17 protein-coding genes are annotated in these 23,566 nt (G+C 44.0%); 8 read left to right on the top strand and 9 right to left on the bottom strand.

Annotated features, from left to right (window positions below):
- Nucleotides 1-43: 43 nt before the first annotated feature.
- On the bottom strand, nucleotides 44-2,377 hold the full coding sequence (locus tag EP13_RS06035) for a CocE/NonD family hydrolase (RefSeq protein WP_052364304.1): 2,334 nt from the start codon (nucleotides 2,375-2,377) through the stop codon (nucleotides 44-46).
- Nucleotides 2,378-2,461: 84 nt separating this feature from the next.
- Between EP13_RS06035 and EP13_RS06030 the strand changes: the two genes are divergently transcribed.
- Nucleotides 2,462-4,558: a winged helix-turn-helix domain-containing protein gene (locus EP13_RS06030; protein WP_044056513.1), complete on the top strand. Its 2,097-nt coding sequence runs from the start codon at nucleotides 2,462-2,464 to the stop codon at nucleotides 4,556-4,558.
- A 27-nt stretch (nucleotides 4,559-4,585) separates the two neighbouring features.
- On the opposite strand, the gene EP13_RS06025 is transcribed toward EP13_RS06030, so the two are convergent.
- Together EP13_RS06025 and cspE are read right to left on the bottom strand one after the other, a co-directional pair.
- Complete coding sequence (locus tag EP13_RS06025) at nucleotides 4,586-6,244, bottom strand: GGDEF domain-containing protein (RefSeq protein ID WP_044056512.1); 1,659 nt, start codon at nucleotides 6,242-6,244, stop codon at nucleotides 4,586-4,588.
- Nucleotides 6,245-6,790: 546 nt separating this feature from the next.
- The gene (cspE, locus tag EP13_RS06015) at nucleotides 6,791-7,003 is read right to left on the bottom strand and encodes a transcription antiterminator/RNA stability regulator CspE (protein WP_044056510.1); all 213 of its coding nucleotides are present in this window, start codon (nucleotides 7,001-7,003) and stop codon (nucleotides 6,791-6,793) included.
- A gap of 440 nt (nucleotides 7,004-7,443) precedes the next feature.
- On the opposite strand from cspE, the gene gloA reads away from it, so the two are divergent.
- Both gloA and glpQ read left to right on the top strand, forming a co-directional pair.
- The gene (gene gloA, locus EP13_RS06010; RefSeq protein WP_044056509.1) at nucleotides 7,444-7,827 is read left to right on the top strand and encodes a lactoylglutathione lyase; all 384 of its coding nucleotides are present in this window, start codon (nucleotides 7,444-7,446) and stop codon (nucleotides 7,825-7,827) included.
- 18 nt (nucleotides 7,828-7,845) lie between these two features.
- The gene (glpQ, locus tag EP13_RS06005) at nucleotides 7,846-8,853 is read left to right on the top strand and encodes a glycerophosphodiester phosphodiesterase (RefSeq protein ID WP_044056508.1); all 1,008 of its coding nucleotides are present in this window, start codon (nucleotides 7,846-7,848) and stop codon (nucleotides 8,851-8,853) included.
- Here glpQ and EP13_RS06000 read toward each other — a convergent pair.
- Nucleotides 8,850-9,722 (bottom strand): flagellar protein MotY, encoded by an 873-nt coding sequence (locus EP13_RS06000; protein WP_052364303.1) that lies wholly within the window; start codon nucleotides 9,720-9,722, stop codon nucleotides 8,850-8,852. The two genes, glpQ and EP13_RS06000, sit on opposite strands and share 4 nt — an antisense overlap.
- Nucleotides 9,723-9,966: 244 nt before the next feature.
- Here EP13_RS06000 and rnt point away from each other — a divergent pair, with 244 nt between their 5' ends.
- Both rnt and EP13_RS05990 read left to right on the top strand, forming a co-directional pair.
- Nucleotides 9,967-10,602: a ribonuclease T gene (gene rnt / locus EP13_RS05995; protein ID WP_044056506.1), complete on the top strand. Its 636-nt coding sequence runs from the start codon at nucleotides 9,967-9,969 to the stop codon at nucleotides 10,600-10,602.
- Between the two features lie 166 nt (nucleotides 10,603-10,768).
- On the top strand, nucleotides 10,769-10,963 hold the full coding sequence (locus EP13_RS05990) for a bacterioferritin-associated ferredoxin (protein ID WP_044056505.1): 195 nt from the start codon (nucleotides 10,769-10,771) through the stop codon (nucleotides 10,961-10,963).
- A gap of 114 nt (nucleotides 10,964-11,077) precedes the next feature.
- Here EP13_RS05990 and EP13_RS05985 read toward each other — a convergent pair whose 3' ends face one another.
- From EP13_RS05985 to EP13_RS05965, 5 genes are all read right to left on the bottom strand, one after another.
- Nucleotides 11,078-13,939 carry a TonB-dependent receptor gene (locus tag EP13_RS05985; RefSeq protein WP_231497929.1) on the bottom strand — a complete coding sequence of 954 codons (2,862 nt, stop codon included), beginning with the start codon at nucleotides 13,937-13,939 and terminating at the stop codon, nucleotides 11,078-11,080.
- Between the two features lie 177 nt (nucleotides 13,940-14,116).
- Nucleotides 14,117-15,181 carry a FecR family protein gene (locus EP13_RS05980; protein ID WP_044056504.1) on the bottom strand — a complete coding sequence of 355 codons (1,065 nt, stop codon included), beginning with the start codon at nucleotides 15,179-15,181 and terminating at the stop codon, nucleotides 14,117-14,119.
- Between the two features lies 1 nt (nucleotide 15,182).
- Complete coding sequence (locus EP13_RS05975) at nucleotides 15,183-15,743, bottom strand: RNA polymerase sigma factor (protein WP_081869562.1); 561 nt, start codon at nucleotides 15,741-15,743, stop codon at nucleotides 15,183-15,185.
- A 138-nt stretch (nucleotides 15,744-15,881) separates the two neighbouring features.
- Entirely contained in the window at nucleotides 15,882-18,488 is a 2,607-nt protein-coding gene (locus EP13_RS05970) for a TonB-dependent receptor plug domain-containing protein (RefSeq protein WP_044056503.1), read from the bottom strand.
- 315 nt (nucleotides 18,489-18,803) lie between these two features.
- The gene (locus tag EP13_RS05965; RefSeq protein WP_044056502.1) at nucleotides 18,804-19,154 is read right to left on the bottom strand and encodes a Grx4 family monothiol glutaredoxin; all 351 of its coding nucleotides are present in this window, start codon (nucleotides 19,152-19,154) and stop codon (nucleotides 18,804-18,806) included.
- Nucleotides 19,155-19,561: 407 nt separating this feature from the next.
- On the opposite strand from EP13_RS05965, the gene sodB reads away from it, so the two are divergent.
- From sodB to EP13_RS05950, 3 genes are all read left to right on the top strand, one after another.
- Nucleotides 19,562-20,146, top strand: a complete 585-nt coding sequence (sodB, locus tag EP13_RS05960) for a superoxide dismutase [Fe] (RefSeq protein WP_044056501.1) — start codon at nucleotides 19,562-19,564, stop codon at nucleotides 20,144-20,146.
- A 153-nt stretch (nucleotides 20,147-20,299) separates the two neighbouring features.
- A complete protein-coding gene (locus EP13_RS05955; protein ID WP_044056500.1) occupies nucleotides 20,300-22,222 on the top strand; it encodes a PrkA family serine protein kinase in 1,923 nt (640 codons plus the stop codon).
- Nucleotides 22,223-22,278: 56 nt separating this feature from the next.
- Nucleotides 22,279-23,565: a YeaH/YhbH family protein gene (locus EP13_RS05950; protein WP_044056499.1), complete on the top strand. Its 1,287-nt coding sequence runs from the start codon at nucleotides 22,279-22,281 to the stop codon at nucleotides 23,563-23,565.
- Nucleotide 23,566 lies beyond the last annotated feature (1 nt).

Below are 23,566 nucleotides of genomic sequence, written 5' to 3'. Positions count from 1 at the left end.
AATCACAACTTTTTTCATCCAACAGCCATGGGTGAAGTACGATTTATTCGCTCTTCACCCATGGCTTAAGGGGAAGATTGATTTGTGACGATAAATACCATTTCAGTGTTAATGGTTCACCCGCTTGTGAAATATCCTCGTGATTGACTGATTTCCCCGTCCCTAAGTTTACCTGAGCGTCCATATTCTTATTCACATTTAAAACCAAAACGAGTTTACTGCCTTTTTCGATAAGCTTTGACGTAAAACGTGCATTCACAATTGGAACGCGCCGCTTTTTGTGGGGAGTAAGCAACCTTCTGCTGCCCATATCGTCGGCATAACTCGCTCTACTGCGATAATTATTGAGGTGAATTACTTCGCCATTTCTGGTCACTTCATAATAATTAAAACCAATATCAACATCGTGTTTATTAACCTCAATATCGAAATAGCCTGTGATAGCCCCGGTTAATTCCATATCTTGTTCGAACACGTCGGTTTCTATTTGTATCCCACCTTGCTTGTCGATGCGGCTGCCAATAACCTGTCTAGGCGCCAGGTTTCGTTGCTCGCTTCTGTCAGCTAAATCAATAACCTGTTCGATGTATTGCTGCGAGCGTAATGGCACAACGCGGCCTAGCGAATATGTTTGCATCTTATTCGGCGTGTTTTTTTGTATGTAAAAGCTTACCGTGTGTTGATTCAACTCACGCAGCGAGTCGGCAAACCGCCATTCATTCGCCCCCATAACTTGATAATTCACCTTACTTTGCACTAACGTTGGTTTTTTTGCTCCCTTCAACAGGTGATCAAACCACGCAAAAACCACTTCTTCCGTGTCTTTTTCAAGTGCCACAGGGTCAAGCTTATAATTCCCATGATGCGAGCGGGGTTTATTTTGTGCCGACCAATGGTTATATGGGCCAATTAATAACGTGTGGTTGGCCTGGTCATTGTATTTATAGTGTTCATTTAAATAGTTAAGGGCTGAAATTTGCCCCCCTTCAAAGTACCCAGTAATGGTTAATACCGGGACGTCTATCGCTTTGTATTCCTCCTGATGGGGAACCATACGCTGATAAAAGGCATCATCTTCTGGGTGTGCTAACCATTTTTGTAACCAAGGGCTAGGCCTGTTTGCTATGTCATCGATATCTACCATGGGCCGACCGCTGGTGTATAACTCAGAGATAACCGCGTTTGTGCGCTGCCAATCGTTATAAACGCTATTGTCTACCGTCTTATTATTGGTTACATATAGCGGCCATTGGAAATTTCCGGTTAAGGCAATGTTATTTTCATAAGGCAAGCCAGTGATCAAATTTGCCGCCACATAAGGTGCCATTGCTTTCAGCCCTTTTGGCATATGCTTAGCCGTTGCCCATTGCGTAAAACCATTGTAGCTGCCGCCATACATAACCACATTCTTATTGCTCCACTGCTGCTTGGTTATCCAATGAATAAGCGCGGCCGCATCTTCTCCTTCGTGCTCCCAAGGAACAATAGCATTACTGCTTGAACGCTTGCCCCGTGAATTGGCTACCATACCAATGTATCCATGTGCAGCGGCGTGCATGGCCGTTTTTATATGCGCCTTTTCGTCAGCATAAATAGTGAATTGCAACGCTGTGGTATTAGGCATTTTTTGGCCTCGGCGCCTGACAATAGTGGCCGACAATTCGATGTCATTTTCAAGGGTTATCAACACGTCAGGTTGAATAATAAATCGCCTATCTTGCTCTTGCTTAATCACTTTATTGGCAACGGGGATCACCCTATTCAGCACATGATACAAATGGGTATTCACCGCAATATTCATCATGTCACTTTGTGACAATAAACCCTTACCCTGAAGCTGCTTGTATACGTTCACCACATAGCGTTCAGCATTGGGCACTGACCACCCAAGGGCCAACGACATCTGCACAAACTCCTCGTCACTGAGACGTTCAAATTGATGTGTTATTAACCCCTGCAACCCCTGCGTTTCGTCAGCGAAGGCTGGCTGTGTTCGTGTTTTGTTCTTGAGTGCCAAACACGTTTGATGAAACAACTGATAGTGAATAAATTCGACACCAAGGTTAGATTGGGTAACCGTTTCATTGATGTGATCTAATTCATCCCTTAAAGACAGCAAGGCTATTCTGTTGAACAGGCTTTGCTTCACAATATCACTCTGGGTTAGAGAACGTGCAAATGCACGCAAATCTCTTTTCAGTTCTTCTGATGACAGTATTTTTTCAATGTTATCTGCCTGACTTAAATCGGTAGATGCGATAATGTCAGGCATTGTGTACGTGGTTTCAGGGTGTGTATCAGCGTAAGTATTTTGGAAAAAGTTTAGTGATATACTGATCAAATAGATCATCGCCGCCATGAGACTTATTTTTTTCATTCGTGTGCTATCTCTATAAAGTGTAATTGTGGTTTCACTGTATAAAGTGGGTAAGGTGAAGTCCTGACTATGAAATGAATAGTTATGACTTTTTGTGACTTCTTTGATTTAAAAGAACTTTTTTGGCAACAATGGAATAGTATGCGCTGGAAAATAAAAGGTTTTGAGTTTTGTGAACATCAACAAACCTTAACCAAAGAACATAGTGCGGTTCGACTAGAGCCAATGACAAGCGAACTTTTAGCTTACTTTTGTCGCCATCAAAACCTTGTTGTCAGTAAAGCACAATTATTGGAAGAGGTTTGGCGGGGTCGGTTTGTTAGTGATAATACCGTTAGCAAACTCGTAACTAAACTTAGAAAAGCGCTCAAAGATGATGCGCGTAATCCAGCGTTTATTGTCACCGTGCCCAAAAGAGGCTATCGATTTGTTGCAGGCGCAAGCCAAATCACTGCAGCTAACACCGGCGACACTCAGCAAACGCCCCATTTACCTAAACAATCAAAAGCCCAGCGTTACCTCTTTATATTTCTGCTTTGCGCTATATGCATTCTGGCTTGGTTTTCTTTTTTGAAACCGTCTGTAGCACCCGCCGTTCTGTCAGCGAAAGCCATAACATCGAATAAAGGCAGTGAGTATTTTCCAAGCTTTGCTGCCGATGGCGTCCGCCTCACCTACATGAACCATGATGGTGAAAAGTTTCGGCTTTATGTGAAAAACACCCTGTCTGGCGAACAAGTAGAAATTGAGCATGAACAAGAAAAAGGCGTTGGGCCAGCCAGTTGGAACGACACGGGTACTCAATTGGTTTATTTAGTGGGTAACCCGGAAAGCTGCCAATATTTCATTCGCGAGTTTAATGGTATGTCGATGTCTGCCCCAAAGCTTATCTATACCTGTAACCCAGGCAGTTATGGCAGAATAAAATTCACCCACAACGACAATTTACTTATTTTTGCTGAGTCTCAGGCACAAGGCATGCCCTACTCTCTATATTCGCTCTCCCTTGACGACAATACAACGCAATGGCTCCCTCAGCCTGATATTCACCTAGCCGGCAATAATCAATTTGATATCCACCCGACAGAAAACAAACTGCTTATTTCTTCACCTGACAAACAACAATGGGAAGGCTTCTATCAGCTCGATTTAGAAACACAGCAATTAAGCCTGTTATTTAAACTTAACGCCTATATTTGTTGCGGAATTTGGTCTCATGATGGTCAACATGTTGTGTTGATGGGAGAGCACCCTGCCCGAGACATTGTTCAATATACCCTTGATGGCAGAGAGAAAACCGTTCTATTTACTGGCCCCCTTCAATTACATAGACCTGAGCGCCACAGTAACGGGGTGGACTATGTGTTCACCGCTTTTACGTATAACGTTAACGTAGATGAGTACAATTTGGCAGACAAACAGTCAGTGTCGATGCTAAACGATAGCGTTGATGAAAGGCTCGCCGTATTGTCTCCAGATGCTAACCACGCTGCCTATGTCAATTTAAGCTCTGGCAATGAAGAGTTATGGTTATTTAACCGTAATACGCAAAAGCGAAGCAAAATTACACACTTTGAAGATGGCAGACACTATTTAGATTTAGCGTGGTCACCGGATCAAAGGAAAATAGCAGCGCTTACCTTAAACGCCATACATGTGATAGATGTGAAATCGGGGAAAGCCAAACCGTTACCGTTGCCGCAAAAAGAATATAGAGGGGTGTCTTTTAAGTCTCCTAAGGTTCTTGCCTTTAGTGTGAAACTGGATGCTACATGGCAAGTAGTTGAGTACCATTTGGAAGATAACTCAATGGTGCGCTTACCCCCTAAATGGAAAAGTATTCAGTACCACGCACTCGCAGACAATTGGTTATGGGTAGACCAGGACGACAAATGGTACAGCGGAGGTAACGCGACTCCCTTTACAATGCCTAAAGAAAACGTCCCCGCCTTCTACGGTAGGCAATTTAACGTGAGAAAAAGTGGTCAACATATTGCCTTTTATGATAGGCAACAGAACCAAATTCAATTTTATAAAAACCAATCGGAAAAGCCCTTTGTCACAATACAGAGCCAAGAGGGGCATTTTTCGTTGAACGGAAACATTGTACTCACCAGTCAAAAATCTTCTTCCGCTAACAGTAGCGACCTATACCAAACCTATCGCGTTCCAACACAGTAAGAGTACTGTGTGAGCAACATCAACCCGTTAAGCCAGTTTCTTATTTATTGATTTGTATTGGTACATACGTTTATCGGCAAGGAAAATACAGTCTTTGGCAGAATCACATTCCACACTGGTCGCAATACCAAAACTCACCCCTGCCCTACGCCAAGCCTGACTAAGTTCGTAAGACAATGCATCCATATGCGATCGGCAACTCTTGGTTAATTCCTCTAACTCAGGGGCGGATTGGGCATGTAAAATACTCACAAATTCGTCACCGCCCGAGCGAAATACGCTTCCCCGATGGCTGAATGACCGCTGCATAAGTCTGGCGGTTTCAACGATAAGTTTATCGCCCTCTTGATGGCCGTTTCTGTCGTTTACTGTTTTTAACCCATCTAAATCAACATAAACCACCACATAAAAGCCATTCAATTGCTCAATACACTCAGATAACGCAAAACGGTTACCCAGCTTGGTCATTGCATCGGTTCGAGACAGATAGTAGTTTCGATTAAACTCTATTTGTTGCAGTTTAAACCACTCGGCTAAGCACAATAAAATGCAAATGCAATCTACCGACAACGCAACCACTACTGCCGACTCTGAATAGGGCAATTCACCAAAATAATGGCTGTGGGCACTAATGTAGTAGCCGAGCGACGCGCTATAAAGCAGGTTACCTGTTAAAAAATACTTTGCTCGATAGTCTCTTATTTTAAGCATAGTCACGCCAATACTGAGAGTGAGTATCATCCATACCATCGCCAGCAAGTGGGAAATAAGAAACCCCGTAGTAAATGGTAAAAACCACATGGTGACACCCAAAACCACGCTTATCACACTAAAAACGCGTAGAAACCGAAAGAGCTTTTTATGGTTAGATGGGCAATCAAAAAGGTCAGACACAAACTGCCCTGCACACGCAATGGCAAAAGGAAACAGCATCATTCCCCAGTAGGTACTGTTTGTGGGAATATTAAACAAGTCGTCAAGCAATCCCGAAGCTGCAGCCCAGCCAATGCCATGTAAACCTAAATAACCCGCACACGTAAGCGCCACCCGCTTTTTTGTACTCAAATACACCAGAATGGCTAATAGTGCCAGTAGTGTCATGGTGGTTATGGCGGCAATAGACAAACCATTATTATAAATTTGGTACTCATAAAACGTGGCTGGGTCGTAAAATGAAATGGAGACAGGTGTAGGAAATTGCTTGGCCTTGATGACTAACCATAACTCAACGGTTTCACTTTCATTCACCTGAATAGCGAAACTCTGGAAGTGCAAAAGATGGGGCGTAGCATCATCTGCTAACTGTGAAAAAACCTCAAGCTGGGGGCGTGACTGCGAGCCTGACACATAGGCAGATAACCCGATATCGATGAAATTAGCATTAATGACCACAAAATAACGCCCGTCAGCGGAGGGCTTTAACAATAGTTTAGTGATGTAGGAACCCGACTCCCCGCCTAACGAAGGGGCGATAGGTAGGTGCTCATAACCCGTTTGAAGTGGCAGTAGCAATGTCGCACTGTCTATATTCGCTAGCTCAATACTAGCAGGCAACTCTCGCCAAATATGGGAGTCTTGGAGGGTCACTTTGCCATTCTTTAAGTCAACGACTTCACCTAACACCGGAAACACCACGGCTAGGCTAAAAAAACACAGCGCCCTTAAACATTGAAGGTAAGAAAGCAAAAAATAATCCCTATCACCAATAAAGGTTCTCGCCCCTTTTATTAGGGACTTTCCATTGCGAGTTGGAATACAACTAAACAAAATATATACACAAGCTCGCAAAAGCACAATGCGGCTTATTCGCTTTTTAACTTATTGTGAGTTATTTAACGAGATACGTATTAAATTGCGTTGTTGGTAGGACAGATGCGTTAGGCATATATGCTTTCAACAGTGGTATTAAGCAACCAATGTAAAAAAACTTTCGTGTCTTTATTGTTTCGAAACTGAATAGATTTTTGACATTCTGTATCGGTAAATACAACGTTAAATTTATTTACTGAGATTGTCGAAATAGGAGGGAGTGTACGGAGCGAAGCGCCGTTAATGGAATGAGACATATAATTTTTCTTTTATAATAATATTGCTAGTTTTTTATTCGTTTTAAAATTCCTTTCAAAATTTTGTTCTTATCAAACCAAAAATAAATAAAAACGTAAGTACTGCATAAATTAAAAAGGCTAAGCAAAAAACTTAGCCTTTTGTCGTTGTATTTTAAAGTTCTATTTAAAGAACAACAACGTTTGCAGCTTGAAGGCCTTTTTGACCTTGTTCTACACTGAAGCTTACCGCTTGGCCTTCAGCTAGAGTTTTGAAACCGTCAGAAGCGATTGAACGGAAATGTACGAATACATCTTTACCGCCACCGTCTTGAGTTAGGAAACCAAAACCTTTTTCTTCGTTAAACCACTTAACTGTACCGTTAACTGTATCAGACATAATATAAACCTTTTTAATGAAAGTAATAATGGTGAATTTCACCGAAAAGCAATAGACATAACGTATTAGCTAGTAACGCAAATGTATATCTATTAAAACTTCGATTTAAAAAGAAGAATAAAGAGGGTACAACGCAGTAGTAGAAATAGCTTTGATTATCTAAAGCGCGGCCAGTGTACACAGATTGAATGTACAAGTCTAGCTAACTTGTGTTTTATTTTTCTAAATATCCCTTTTATTTGCCCCCCTGCAAACGATTTTTAAAAAACGCGCATAAAAACGGCAATATCCACAACAACACCGATAATAACAAATCCCTTCCTTTGACTCATTTTTATCATAAAAATCAATTACACTTGGCTTATAACCTACCAATATTTGTCATTTTTCGTAAATTAGATTTACGTTAACCAGGTAAAATAACTGCGAAGGAAAAAATAATGAGAATGTTACACACTATGCTTCGAGTTGAAGATCTCGATGCCTCTTTGCATTTCTATACTGAACTTATGGGTATGAAACTACTACGCCGTTCAGACAATAAAGAATATGAGTACACACTTGCGTTTGTTGGCTACGGTGATGAAAGCCACGCCACCGTGCTTGAGCTAACTTACAATTGGGGCGAAAACACGTACGACAAAGGCAATGCGTATGGCCATATTGCCATTGAAGTGGAAGATATTTACGGGTTTTGTGGTGAATTGGAAAACCAGGGCGCTGAGGTTTATCGCAAGCCTGGGCCGGTAAAAGGCGGGCAAACCATCATTGCATTTGTACGTGACCCAGATGGCTACGCCATTGAACTGATCCAAGCCAAATAATCAACAAGGATATTGACCATGAGCTTAACCCGTTACATATTCATTGGCTGCTCAGCGCTAGTGAGTTCTCTAAGTGTTGCAGAGCCTTTCGACATCATTGCCCACAGAGGTGCCTCGGGGTTCTTACCTGAACATACATTGGAAGCGGCCACTTTAGCCTTCGCTCAGCGCCCTGACTTTATAGAGCAAGACGTCGTTATAACAAAAGACGGTGTGCCCGTAGTGCTGCACGACATACACCTTGAAACCGTGACAAATGTAGAAGACGTCTACAGTGATAGAGCACGAGACGATGGTCGCTTCTATGCGCTAGATTTCACTTTAGCGGAATTGAAACGCTTACGGGTTCATGAAAGACAAAATACCGATGGCTCGCCAGTTTTTCCAAACCGTTATCAGGGAACACAAGCCCATTTCACTATTGCCACATTAGCTGAACATATTGAGTTAATCACGCAATTGAACCGCCAATTCGACACTGATATTGGTATTTACCCTGAAATCAAATCACCCGCATGGCACCGTGAGCAAGGCGTGGATATCAGCAAAATTGTGCTGGCTACATTAGGTGATTACGGCATGACAGATAAAAACGCTAACAGTTATCTTCAGTGCTTTGATTTTGCAGAAGTGAAACGATTACGTGATGAATTGGGTTACCAAGGCAATTTAGTCATGTTGATTGCCGATAATAGTTGGGGAGAATCTGCGACCGACTACACCTACCTTCGTACAGAAGCAGGCATGGCTGAAGTATCTAAATACGCGGATGGAATTGGGCCATGGCTCGGCCAACTTCTTAACACAGAAGCGCTAAAAGCAGGAAAAGTGGAAGCGCAGCCCTGGCTAGCCTTCGCGCAACAAAACAAGCTTATTATTCACCCTTACACCTTCAGGAAGGATGCTCTACCGCCTGGTTTCACCAGCGAGCAATTGCTTACTACGTTAAAAGATATTCTGGCGGTAGATGGTGTATTCACAGACCAGGTTCCCACGGTGAAAACCTGGCGAGAAAAGTCGAACTAACCCTTAGATAATCTTACTACCACGCGCCTGTTCTGCGCCCGAGCATCCCGGGTGTCGTTCGGCGCGATATGACGTTTTTCACCATGGCCAGTAAGCTGAATTCTGTCTTCAGGCACGCCAAGGGTTGTTAGGTAGGATTTTACTTCATTGGCGCGTCTAATCGACAATTGTTCGTTGTTCCAGCGCCCGCCATAACTGTCTGTGTAACCATCTAAAAGCACCAGTTCAAGTTCGCTGTCTTCTTTTAAATATTCACCTATCATGGTTAATCGCTTTTGCGAGTACTTTGATAGCTCAGTACTATTTTTTTGATAAGACAATACAGTGTACGCAATATCATCAAAATTATAGGGCAGCAGGTTTGATACACACTGTACAAATTCGTTGTAAACATGCGCAAAATTACTTGCGTTCAACGCCACGCTCACTTTGTCGTTTTTGTTGTACCAGTCGTTGTAGTAAATGGTGGGCCAAAATCCTTTTTCGAGTTCTGACAACATTGTCCAAGCAGCGTCTTGCGGTAAGTCACCGTTGTATTGTTTACGAATTGTCATGTCTGCAATGGTTTTTGGTGCTACACCAGGCATCCACCGTGGCGGAACCGAATACACAGCGGCAACGTCAAAATGGTTGGGCAGCAAATGCATGTCTAACTCAAATTCCATATTGAGTTGTTTTGACGCGACGCTGGTAAACATTGCAGCTCCATACCCTGGTAATTCATGATTGAGGGTACACTGTAAACGAGAGGCGTCCGCGACTTCCCACGACGATGTTTCCACGGTAGCGGCATATTGGCGCATAGCCGCACTGACCGAAGTCGTCGCTACCAAGCAGAAAAGAAATAAGTATTTAAGTTTCACAGCCACACCTACTTAACAAGAATATAAAACCAAACGTAGGCCGTTAAATGACAACGTCTAGAGAATATATCGCCCCAAGTGTAGAAAAGTTTAGCTCGATATACCATCAATTATACATCTGAACCGAAACGAATGCGAAACATCGCTGGATACACACTTATTTAATTGACATAATCCCTCACCTGCATAAGGGTACACTTAGCAAATTAGTGTATGTTCGTCATCGTCTAACATCAGTAAAAGAGCGTTTATGTCTGAGTCTTCACATGCTTTATCTCACCGTTTCAGAGGTTATTTCCCCGTGGTTATCGATGTCGAAACCGCAGGATTTAACGCAAACACAGACGCTTTGTTAGAAATTGCAGCGGTAACCGTGAAAATGGATGAACAGGGTATTCTGCATCCTGATCTTACCTTTCACTATCATATTGACCCTTTTGAAGGTGCCAATTTAGAACCTGCTGCTCTCGAGTTTAACGGTATTGACCCAACTTGCGCATTGCGTGGTGCCATAGAAGAAAGCGCCGCCATGAAAGAATTATGTAAAGGCATACGCAAAGCGCAAAAAGACGCTAATTGCCAACGCTCAGTCATTGTGGCGCACAACGCCACCTTCGATCAGAGCTTTGTCAATGCCGCAATAGCAAGGTGTAATATAAAGCGCACGCCTTTTCACCCTTTTGTCTCCTTTGATACCACTAGCTTAGCTGGGTTGTCATTAGGCCAAACCGTGCTGGTGAAGGCTTGCCGTGCTGCGGGTATTCACTTCGATCAGAAAGAAGCGCATAGTGCATTATATGATGCTCAAAAAACGACGGAACTATTTTGCTACATGGTCAACCGCTACAAAGCATTAGGGGGCTGGCCCCTCACCGAAGCTTCCTGAATTTATCCTGATGAACCAGGCGCCTTTCGGCGCCTTTTTTATTGGTTGCTCGGTTTTTAGGAAAATGATGGTTTGGGGAAAATTCATGCAAAATCTTCGATGAGTGACTTGCTTTAACAATGAATAGCAATTATTATCATTTACAGACTTATTTGGAGTACGATGAATGTTTGTATGTATGTGCTACGGTGTGACCGATAAAACTATCCGCGCTGCTGTACAAGATCAAGGTGTGGGTAACATGCGTGAGTTGCGTGCGCAATTAGAGTTAGGCTCACAGTGTGGCAAGTGTATACAAATGGCACAACAAATCATCGACCAGACCATTGTTGATGACTCGCTATTTAAAAACGTCGGCTAGTAATCAACGGTTGCCAATGCCGACTTAAACGTCACCTGCCCTAGCATGGCATCATCACCACCCCAGAAAGCTTTCCTCTTAACATTCTGACCCACTTCCGCCTCGGTTATTTAATTAATTAAACGTATATTCAAAGCCTAAATAATAAAATGCGCCGTTAATTCCGCCTGGAGATGTGGGCGGGTACAAGGCACCAACTTCACCTTTGAAGGGATTTTCTTCAGGGGTATTATCAAACAGGTTTTGCGCCCCCAAGGTGACTCTCATTGTTGGCGAATAGTACCAAGTTACTTGCGCATCAAATGTAAGGGTATCACTGCCGTAGATATCCATTCCCGCAGACGCATCTAAATGGTCTTCGTAGAAATCACTGAAATAATTCATTCGCCATATAAAATTAAGCCTGCCCTGACTTTGCTCTAGGGTAACGCTACCTCGGTGGGCTGGCAGGTTGTCTTCTAGCATACGAATACGCTGTGATGTGAGGTTAGGCCGCAACTGCATAACGCCATCGACTAAGGTGGGGTATAGGGTCACTCGTTCAACTTGGGTATCTGTCCAGTTATAGGCAAGGATAAGTTTATTTTGCCAATCCCATAGGTTTTCTTCGTAATGTAAGACGAAGTCTATGCCTTGTGTGCGCGTACCAAAATCGTTCGTGAAGTATTTGGCCGCATTGTAATTAACTGCATCTTCTCTGCCTAACGCCGTTAAGGCGTCAATATCTTCTTGGGTAAGCGGAATCGCTGAGGTTGTGCTGATACGGTCGCTTAAACGTATTGTAAAATAATCCAGCGTGGCGAAGATATTTGCATTTAGCTGCATAACAGCGCCAAAGCTATAGTTCACCGACTCTTCAGGTTGCAGTGCACTAGCACCTAATTGTTGAGATATAAGGTCGGTGGGCGGCAACGTTGCCTGGTCTTCTAAGCCATTTGCAGCATAGGCGGTGGTCACGTTTATTACATTGCTTTGGCCTACCGTTGGCGCTTTAAAGCCTGTATTGATAGAGCCTCGAACGGCGGTGTAATCATTAAATTGATAGCGAGTACTCAACTTACCATCAAATGTAGATCCAAAGTCGGTAAAGTGCTCTACCCGTAACGCTAGTGCCAACTGCCAGGGATCGGTCACGAACAATTCCACATCCGAATATAATGCCCAGTTACTTCTACTCCAATGTCCTGCGGATTGAGGCTGATAACCTGGAAATCCATTCGAGCCGATTGAAAAGCCTTGGGATAACCCCGTATTTGGATCGTAGGCCAAAGGGCCGGCCTCAAACGACGCTTCATCACCGGCATGCTGAAAGTAGGTTTCTCTGCGCCACTCAGCCCCTAACGCTAAACTAACAGGCTCCGCCAGCGGCGTGTCTATCAACTTAGTTAAGTCGAAATTAAACGTTCGCTCTATTTGACTCACTGAACCTGGCGAAAACGTCAGAGGCGTATCAGGCCCAAGCGAAGGGTTCACTGTGCCCGACAGCGTATAAGCAATATCCGAGTAGCCTAAGCTCCCGCTCACGTCTAGCGCCCAGCCATTGTTAAGGTCAATGCGCAAGCCGGAGGTCAGTGATGCATCGGTGATCGTGCCCCCAAATTGTGGCGTGAACCCGCCGGGAAACCACTCGTTAAAGGCAAAGCAATTTGCGCCAACCTCGGTACTATTATCGGCAATTTGCTGATAAAGCGGATTGTCCAACACATTTGTGCTATCCAACACGATGGTGGGGCACGCTATTCCCTGCCCTACGCCATCTAAGTCGCCCACCAACAGCGTTCGCACGCCTGAAACATCGTCGGTTTGGCTGAATACGCCCTCTCGAGTTTGTGGGTTGCGATAATAAAAACCACCCGCTATATCACGATGGGCGTAAGTAGAAAATGTATAACCTTCAACGTGATCTGTAAAACGCCAACCGGTATTTATCGACATTTTCACGTCTTCATTCACATCAAGCGCACCCCACACTTGGGCAGGGTTAGCTATTGCAGTATTTCCCATATCAATGAGTTCGGCTGCGTCGTCGCGCTGCACTGAACGGGAGGTCCCCTCTTGCTGGCGATATTCAACCGTAGCATTAAGAAACCCGTGATTTCCTAAAGCAAACCCTTGATTAGCTTGCAGCTGGAATAGCGCTCCATCGCCCTCAGAATATACCCCTGTTTTTAAGGCTACACTGCCACCTGAAGGGCTATCTTTAAGCACAAAATTGATGACCCCTGCGATGGCGTCTGACCCGTACTGCGCCGAGGCACCGTCTCTCAAAACTTCAACTTGTTTAAGCGCATAAGCTGGAATGACGGAAATATCTGGCCCTTGAGCTCCGTCAGACAATCCGCCACCAAGAAAGGTGATAACCGCCGATCTGTGCCTACGCTTACCATTCACCAGTAGTAGCGTGTGATCAGATGCCATACCGCGTAAATTCGCTGGCCTAACGAGGCTTGTTGCATCATTAATGGGTTGGTCGTTAACGCTTAGGGAAGGCACCATACTACTTAGCATAGAGAGTACATCGGAGTTACCCTGTGCAGCCAAGGCATCAGACCCAATAATATCCAATGGCACCGGTGAATCTACCACGCTTCTTGGCGTGCTTCGTGTGCCCACAACGGCAATCCGCTCTAGCTGATGTTCTCCATCGTCTTGCTTGTTCTTGGCCACTTTTCTGCCGTCCTGCGCCTTCACTTCCAACGCCGCTCTGGAACGTATACTTATTTCACCGGCTGCGCTGGTAACTACCGCAAGCGGCGTGCCTTCTAGTAGCAACACTAAGGCTTCATTAAGGGTAAAAGAGCCTGACAACGCATTGGCCTTGACTCGTTTGGCAATGTCGAAAGGAAATAACAAAGTGGTATTCGCTTGCTTAGCAAGTTCTGTTAACGCCGCATCGGCATCTTGTGCAGGAATAGAAAAGGTAATTGGGCCATCGGGTGTTGTGTTTTGCTGCGCTAAGCTAGACGTAATGCTCAAGCGGGCGCCCTTTAAAATCAATAAAGGTTGGGCAGACGCTGACGTGAAACCCAATCCCACGAGTAAAATTCCTGTGACTAGGCGATATATCTTTGTCTGTCTCATCATCGAGCCCAGGGTTGGTAGAAAGTCATTTAAGCGCAAGTGGCGATGGCCCTTTCTCGACACCGGTGCAACTTAACTTGAAGCCACAGAAAGCTGTATGCTGGTTTCGGTTATTTTTTCGTATTCTATATTAAAGCTGTTTTTAAGCGCCCCTAATAGGCCTTCTATGTCACCAACTTTAAAGTAGCCTGCAACACGCCGACGCTTTAATCCCTCGTCGCTAATAGAAAAGCGTACAGGTGTGTAACGGCCTATTTCTTCTAACACAGACTCAAGAGGTTCACCTTTAAACACTATCATGCCTTTTTGCCATGCTAAATCGTCATCAATGTCATTTTTTGAAAGGTTCTCTTTTTCTTCAACTTTCCCCTTCACCACCGCTTTTTCACCGGCGTATAGCAATAACCCTTCTTCTGAATTGGGTTTATTACTAAACAAGGAACCTTGGCGGTTAAACGTATTGAACCTGTCTGCCACCAACACTTTACCGTCGGTAACAACCAATTCAAAAGCCTGATCATCTACGTACTGCATGTTAAATGCTGTGCCCACGGCGGTAACGGTATTGTTGCCCGCTGTTACCGTAAAAGGGCGTGACGTATCATGGGCAACATCAAAGTGAGCTTCGCCTCTTAGCAACACGATATTACGCGCGTTTTCCGTGAAATCTACGGTAACGATAGAGTCGGTATTCAGATGCAGCTTAGACCCATCTGCAAGCGTAATATTTTTTTGCTCGCCAACACCGGTTTCTACTTTTTCCGTGATGCTTGCAAGTACGGGCGTGTTATTAAGCCATGTTTGTTCAAGTAGCACCCCTACCGCCACGGCCATAACTAAAAAGGCGGCGGCAATACTCCACTTAGCTCGGGTGCGAAGTCGTCGTGTTTGCTTTGCTTCTTTGGCAGCACTGGTAGGCTGTCTAGGGAACAAACCACTTAATTCGTTTAACACTGACATGTCATCCCACAAACTGGCCGCTTCAAGTAATGCTTTTCTATGGGCTTTACTTTCTTTCAACCAAGCTTCAAGGGCGTCTTTTTCATTACCTGTTAACTCGCGATCAAGACGACTAATCCAAAGACAAGCCTGCTCTTGAATATCTTCTTTACTGGAGAATTGACGAATATTGTTCATGTTAACTACGGCTGATGTCCTGATTGTCTTTTTTAGATAACGGGGCGGGCACGTTATCTTTTGCTAGTTCGGCTAAATAGCGGGAACATAACATTAAACCTTTGGCGACATGCTTTTCTACCGTACTTTCACTCAGTCCCACCAACTCAGCGATATCTTTCTGTCGCATGCCATAAACTTTTTTCAGTAAAAAGACCCGTTTCACATCCGCAGATAGCGTATCTGTGGCTCGGCAAAAGTGAATAAAACGCTCTTTACTTTCTACATTTTTTTCTAGGCTGTACCCCACCAGTTCGTGAGGCAAAAAATCCATATCATCTACAGTTTGTTTATTTTTATTTTCTGCTTTTGCAATATGGTTCAACGCTAAATTACGCGCCGTCTTTAGCATATACGTACGCTCGTAGCGTATCTCTTGTTTTAACTCGGCTTCGTAACTTTTTATAAAGGCTTCTTGAACGATGTCTTCGATATCATCAGCGCCAACAATAGCACTCACTGCACGCATAAGCTTAGAGCGATATTTAAGAAAGGTTTCGGCGACTGTCGACTTCGTGGTCATATTTTTAGGATGGTGTTTCAATTTGCTGAACGTAAGACACTTATCATGCCAATTAATGGTACTTTTTGCATTAAATTTAAAAGCCCTGTAAGAAAAAAACAAAAGGGAGCAACGCTCCCTTTTGTCCGGTTTCAGTTTTTAGAAGGTGTACATACCTCTCAGGTAATAGAAACCACCATTGATGCCGATGGGAGACGTAGTCGGATACAATGAACCTGCAATGCCTGCATATTGGGTATTTTCATCTGGGTATTCATCAAAGGCGTTCTTCGCACCAACCGTCACGGTAAACTCTTCCGAAACATTGTATGCTACCTCTAAATCTACGGTAAATTCAGAACCTACCTTGTCGATAGGTAACGCTGAATCTAAGTGATCTTCAAAAATGCTACCGTAATAATTCAAACGTGCAAGCACACGCCAATCACCATTAGTGTGATTCGCTGTCGCGCTGTAACGCACTGCTGGCAGGTTATCTTCTAACATGCGGATACGTTCTTCTGAAATATTCGGTGATGCTTCATCCACTGTGGTCGATGTCCAGTTGTACGCAAGGGAGAACTTAGTATCGCCACCCAGCATTTCCATGCTGTAGTTAGCCACCACATCCACACCTTCAGTGGTTGTATCAAAGTCATTGGTAAAGAAGCTGATTTCAGAGAAACTAGACGCATCGTCGATACCTTGCTCTAACAAGATAGCAATATCTTCATCGGTTAACTCAATACCCGATGCTGTACTGATACGATCGGTAACTTCAATATTGTAGTAATCTGCAGTAATAAATAGGCCACTATCGAAATTAGCCACAATACCAAATGTGATGCTTTCAGATTCTTCTGGTGTTAGCGCTTCCCCACCTTTTAGCACCGAGACAGGGTCGGTAGGCGGCAATGTTGCACGGTCAATAAGTTCGCCGTTAGTACCAAATGCGGTGGTCACGTTACGAACATTACTTTGCCCCAGCGTGGGTGCTTTAAATCCAGTTGAATAAGCACCACGAAATGCAATGTCTTCCAGCGCCTGCCATCGAAACGCAATTTTACCTTTGGTGGTATCACCAAAATCGGAATAGTCTTCATAGCGCAATGCTGCTGCTAACATAAAGTTCTCAGTCACGTAGGCTTCAGCGTCTACGTAAAATGCAATGTTGTGACGAGACACTTCACCTTGACTGTTAGCCGCTAAACCAGGGAAACCATTTGACCCTATGCCAAACCCTTGTGTGGCTAGTGGCCCAATTTCATAAGACGCAGTGTCACCCGCAATACTTTCATAGCTTTCATGGCGATATTGGAAACCGGAGGCAACAAATAAAGGTTCGTACAAGCCCATCTCGAAGGGCTTAGTAAAGTCGATATCCAACGTTTGTTCAGACTGAATATAACGGCCCGGACTAAATTCAAAAGGGGTATCTGGCCCTAACGACGGGTTAATCGTATTGCTTATGAGGAAATCAACTTCGTTTTCCCCAAGGTTTAGGCTTACATCGTAGGTAATGTCGTTTTCTAGCTCACCTTTGGTACCAAAGACCAACGACATGTCGGTTACCACACCACCGAACCTTGGAGTAAAGCCACCGGGTAGAATTTCGTTGAACGCAAAACAGTCAGGGTTATTCTGCACTTGATCGATGTACGTTTGGTTATCAAGGACATTGTCACCAACACGAATATCGGTGGGGCAATTACCCGACATATCGCCCGTTAAATCGCCCACTAAAAGTAATTGATAACCTTCGTCTTCACCAATAACGCCATCACCATCAATATCGGCCGCTTCAATGCCACCATCGTAAACACCACCACGGTTGTGGGGGTTACGGAAATAGAAACCACCTTCCACTTCACGTTCAGCATAGTTACCAAACATATAGGCTTCGCTGGTGTCGGATAACGTTAAACCTAGGTTAGCAAATAACTTAACGTCGTATTTAATTTCAGGAGACCCCCACACTTGCGCTGGGTCAGCGACAAAGCTATTCCCACCGGCAATAAGCTCTGCGGCGTCGTCACGCTGTACGCTTCGAGAGGTGTCGTCGGCAGTGCGATATTCAGCCGACAGGTTGATAAACCCGTTTTCAGATAAAGGCATGCCTACATTACCCGCAAGCTGAATCATGTCACCATCGCCTTCGTAGTAAGAGCCATAACGCGCTTCAAACGAGCCCCCTTCTGAGGCATCGTTAAGAACAAAGTTAATGACCCCTGCAATAGCATCTGAACCGTATTGTGCTGCTGCACCATCACGCAATACTTCAACTTGCTTTAGCGCTGCCGCTGGAATAACAGAAATATCAGGACCCTGTGCCCCATCAGATAAACCGCCGCCTAAAAAGGTAATCACGGCAGAACGGTGGCGACGCTTACCATTCACTAAAACGAGGGTGTGGTCCGATGCCATACCACGCAGGTTGGCAGGGCGTACTAAGGTTGAAGCGTCATTAATTGGTTGGTCGTTCACGTTGAATGACGGCACCACAGTTTGCATCATAGACACCATATCGGTAGCGCCCTGCTGCTTAAACTCTTCATCAGAAATAATATCAATAGGTACCGCAGAATCAGCAACGGAACGCGGTGCTGCACGAGAGCCTACGATGGCTATTTGCTCATAATCTTCTGCTTTGGCTTCCGTTTCCGCTTCTTGAGCATAAACAGGCGCAGTGGCCATAACAGAAAATGCAGCTGAAGCAGCAAGCACGGATCGGACGTTTTTTGTCAATAAAGACAAGCGTGTGTTCATAATGGTTTCCCGGATTTGCCCTGTAAGCCATTTTTATTATTATGTGCAAATTCATTGCGAAAAATGTGCCCAGGGAGATGTTATTTTTTATACCTTCAACACTGACAACAAGACGTCAGCACTGCATTTTTATAGAGCGTAAGCCACTAAAAAACAAACAATTTTAGTGAAAAAAATTATTTATTTTATTGGCGTAGAGGATTTTATTTTCTGAGCTGTCTATAGGTATTTGAGGGAGATAAAAGTGAAGGTAAATGAGGGCTTTTTAATTGAAAAAACCGGCATAAAGCCGGTTTTTTAATACTATTTTTTAAACTAGTCTTCTTGCTTATTTTTTTCAGCAACTTCTTTAATAAGTGGCTGTAATTCGTTCTGCTGGAACATTTCAATAATGATGTCACAGCCACCCACAAGTTCACCGTCTACCCATAATTGAGGAAAAGTAGGCCAGTTCGCGTACTTTGGCAATTCAGCACGAATATCTGGGTTTTGCAGAATATCTACATAAGCAAAAGGTTCGCCACACGACATAAGCGCTTGAGACGCTTGCGCAGAAAAACCACAGCTAGGAAGCTTAGGTGAACCTTTCATATATAGAAGAATAGCGTTTTCTTCAATCTGTTGTTTAATTCGTTCAACAGTGGATTGCGTTTCAGTATTATCCATTGGATCCTCTCAGCGGAAAGTTGATTCACATAAATGTGGGAACCAACGTGTTGGAAATCAAGAGCAGATTACCACAAAATGGGGCGACTATTCATGGTCAGAAACGTGAAATTCCCCTACGCTATGATGAAAACGTCACTATGCGTGGCTGAAAAAAGGTGATCTGTTATTCGCGCCCCCCTCTACCTATACTGGGTCGATAAATGCGAAGAACAGGGTTGTATTCATTATTGCACCTAATTTTCATAAATTTGTCATTGAGTTATCAAAATTTACCCCTACATCTATGTCACGCTTTTGATATCATTAAGCGGACAATTAGTTGTAATATACGAAGGAATTAAGCTCGCCGAACAGGCATAGCGAGCTTCACGACGCAAAACACGAAACCAAAAACGGAGACCGATATGGCTTTTGAACTACCAGCATTACCATACGAAAAAAATGCACTTGAACCGCATATCTCTTCTGAGACGCTGGACTACCACTATGGCAAGCATCACGCAACCTATGTAACTAAGCTAAATGGCTTAGTTGAAGGTACAGACATGGAAAGCAAAAGCCTTGAAGAAATTATCAAGTCTTCTGAAGGTGGTGTATTTAACAATGCGGCGCAAGTATGGAACCACACGTTCTACTGGCACTGCCTAAGCCCAAATGGCGGCGGTGAGCCAACTGGCGACCTAGCTGAAGCTATTAACGCTAAATGGGGCTCGTTTGCAGACTTCCAAGCAGCGTTTAACGACAAAGCAGTTAATAACTTTGGCTCAAGCTGGACTTGGCTTGTTAAAACAGCAGACGGTAGCCTAGACATTGTTAATACTAGCAATGCAGAAACGCCTATCTCTGGCGAAGAATACACACCTGTATTGACGGTTGACCTTTGGGAACACGCTTACTACATCGATTACCGTAATGCGCGTCCTAAGTACCTAGAAAACTTCTGGGCATTAGTTAACTGGGAATTTGGTAACGAAAACTTCGCTAAGTAATCTCGAAGTTACGTTATTTAATATACCTTTAAAAGCCCGTTTACATTAACGGGCTTTTTCATGTCACCCGTCGAAAGTCTAGTGTAAATCCCTCCCATTTTTCCCAATACCGTCTAAGATGAAATTACGGGCAACCGTTTTTTAGGGGTATTTATGGGTATCTTCGAACATTATCAAAGTCGCTACGAAGAGCGAAAGCAGGAAGAGTTCAGCATCCAAGAGTTCCTAGATATTTGCAAGTCAGATGCTATGGCTTATGCAAATGCTGCGGAACGTTTACTCAAAGCCATTGGTGAACCTAACATGGTGGACACCTCCACCGATCCTGCGCTGAGTCGCATCTTTTCTAATCGCGTTATTTCACGCTATCCAGCGTTCAATGAATTCTATGGAATGGAAGAAGCCATTGAACAAATTGTGTCGTATTTAAAACATGCCGCCCAAGGGTTAGAAGAGCGAAAGCAAATTCTGTATTTGCTTGGTCCTGTAGGCGGGGGGAAGTCGTCACTCGCTGAAAAGCTCAAAGCATTAATGCAGCAAGTGCCTATTTATATATTGAAAGGCTCTCCGGTTAATGATCATCCTTTCTGCCTTTTCGACGCGCAAGAAGATGGTCACCTACTAGAGCAGGAATATGGCATCCCTTCCCGCTACCTAAAAACAATTATGTCGCCTTGGGCGCGCAAGCGCTTGCATGAATTTAATGGCGACATCACACAATTCAAAGTGGTTAGGGTTTACCCTTCCGTGTTGGATCAAGTTGGTATCGCTAAGACAGAGCCTGGAGATGAAAACAACCAAGATATTTCGGCGCTTGTCGGCAAGGTAGATATTCGTCGATTAGAGCAGTTTGCTCAAAATGATCCTGATGCATACAGTTACTCAGGCTCGTTGTGTAAAGCCAACCAAGGGTTGATGGAATTTGTAGAGATGTTTAAGGCACCTATTAAAGTGCTCCATCCTTTATTAACAGCAACACAAGAAGGCAACTATAACCCGACAGAAGGCTTTTCGGCGCTTCCATTTGACGGGCTTATTCTCGCTCATTCAAACGAGTCAGAATGGCAGACATTCAGAAATAATAAAAACAACGAGGCATTTTTAGACCGTGTCTATATTGTCAAAGTGCCTTATTGCTTGCGAGTAAGCGAAGAAATCAAAATATACCAAAAATTGCTTGATAGCAGCGAGCTCAGTGGTGCGCCCTGTGCCCCCGATACACTCGCATGTTTGGCGCAATTTACCGTGTTGTCTCGCCTAAAAGAGCCAGAAAACTCCAGCATTTTTTCTAAAATGCGGGTGTACGATGGCGAAAGCCTTAAAGACACCGACCCTAAAGCCAAATCGTACCAAGAGTACCGCGATTATGCTGGTGTCGATGAAGGTATGGAGGGGCTGTCCACCCGTTTCGCATTTAAGATTTTGTCGCGTGTATTCAACTTCGATCATCAAGAAGTGGCTGCCAACCCCGTTCATCTTTTTTATGTGCTTGAACGACAAATAGAAAGGGAGCAATTCCCGCAAGAAATTAGCGAGCAGTATTTAGAACACCTTAAAGGGTTCCTGATACCTAAGTATGTTGAGTTTATTGGTAAAGAAATTCAAACCGCCTATTTAGAATCTTACTCTGAGTATGGACAAAACTTATTTGATCGCTATGTCACCTATGCTGATTTTTGGATACAAGACCAGGAATATCGCGATCCAGAAACGGGGCAACTGTTTGACAGAGGCTCATTAAATGCAGAATTGGAGAAAACTGAAAAGCCCGCGGGTATCAGCAATCCCAAAGATTTTAGAAATGAAATCGTTAACTTTGTACTGAGAGCAAGGGCCAATAACGGTGGTAAAAACCCAGCGTGGACAAGTTACGAAAAATTGAGAACCGTGATTGAGAAAAAAATGTTCTCTAACACCGAAGACCTACTACCGGTTATTTCCTTTAACACCAAAGGTTCTGCTGAAGAGCAGAAAAAGCATGATGATTTCGTTAATCGCATGACAGAAAAAGGCTACACCCAAAAGCAAGTCAGGCTTTTATGTGAATGGTATCTGCGGGTGCGTAAGGCGTCGTAACCCTCGCTGAGGGGCGACGCAAATTTGGCTGTTCACTCATTGATTAGCAGGTGCTTATGGCGCATTTTATTGACAGAAGGCTCAATAGCAAAGGGAAGAGTACCGTAAACCGACAGCGCTTTTTAAAACGCTACAAACAGCAAATTAAGCGCGCGGTTTCCGATGCAGTTGGTAATCGTTCAGTTACCGATCTTGATACCGGGGAGAAAATCAGTATTCCCACCCGGGATATTTCTGAACCCATTTTTCATACAGGTAAAGGGGGTAAAAGAGAAACCGTTCACCCTGGAAATGACCAATTTGTAGCGGGCGATAAAATTAATCGCCCCCCGTCGGGTCAGGGCCAAGGAGCGGGAGAAGGTGATGCCAGTAACGATGGCGAAGGGCAAGACGAATTTGTTTTTTCAATTTCAAAAGACGAATATTTGGATTTACTCTTCGATGACTTAGCCCTGCCCAATTTGAAAAAGAGTCAATTCGACAAAATTGTTCAACACGAAACCTATCGCGCGGGCTACCAAACCGATGGCGTCCCTTCTAACCTAGACATTGTTCGTTCTTTAAAAGGCGCGGTAGCGCGTCGTATTGCCCTCACCGCCAGCGACAGACGTCAATTGCGTGAACTTGAAGCACAGCAAAATGCATTAGAAGAAGAACATCAAACCCATACGCCCCACTATGCTGAATTATGCCACCAAATTGCACAGCTTAGTGCGAAGATTAAGAAGGTGCCCTTCATAGATACCTTCGATCTTAGGTTCAAAAATTACGATAAGCGACCGGTACCTACCAGCAAAGCTGTGATGTTTTGCTTAATGGATGTTTCAGGCTCGATGGATCAAGCCACAAAAGACATGGCAAAACGCTTTTACATATTACTTTATCTCTTTTTAACGCGAACCTATGAGAATGTTGAAGTGGTTTATATTCGGCATCACACACAAGCGAAAGAAGTGGATGAACAAGAGTTTTTCTACTCCCAAGAAACCGGCGGCACCATAGTATCTAGCGCACTTAAACTGATGAATGAGATTGTGCAAGAACGCTATCAGGATAGCGACTGGAATATTTATGCTGCACAAGCTTCTGATGGCGACAACTGGGCCGATGACTCTCCTTTCTGTAGCGAATTATTGAGCAAGGATATTTTGCCGAGCTTACGCTATTACGCTTACATAGAAATTACTGAACGCCAGCATCAGAGCTTATGGCGGGAGTATGAAAAGGTCGCCCAATCTTTCGATAATTTTGTGTGTAAGCACATTCAATCACAGAGCGATATTTACCCCGTATTTAGAGAGCTATTTAAGCGTACAGAGCAATCGAATACGCAAGGAGCTTAAC

It is taken from the genome of Alteromonas australica, from assembly GCF_000730385.1.
GTDB classification, from domain to species: Bacteria; Pseudomonadota; Gammaproteobacteria; order Enterobacterales; family Alteromonadaceae; genus Alteromonas; species Alteromonas australica.
This window is presented reverse-complemented; position numbering and strand designations above follow the sequence as displayed.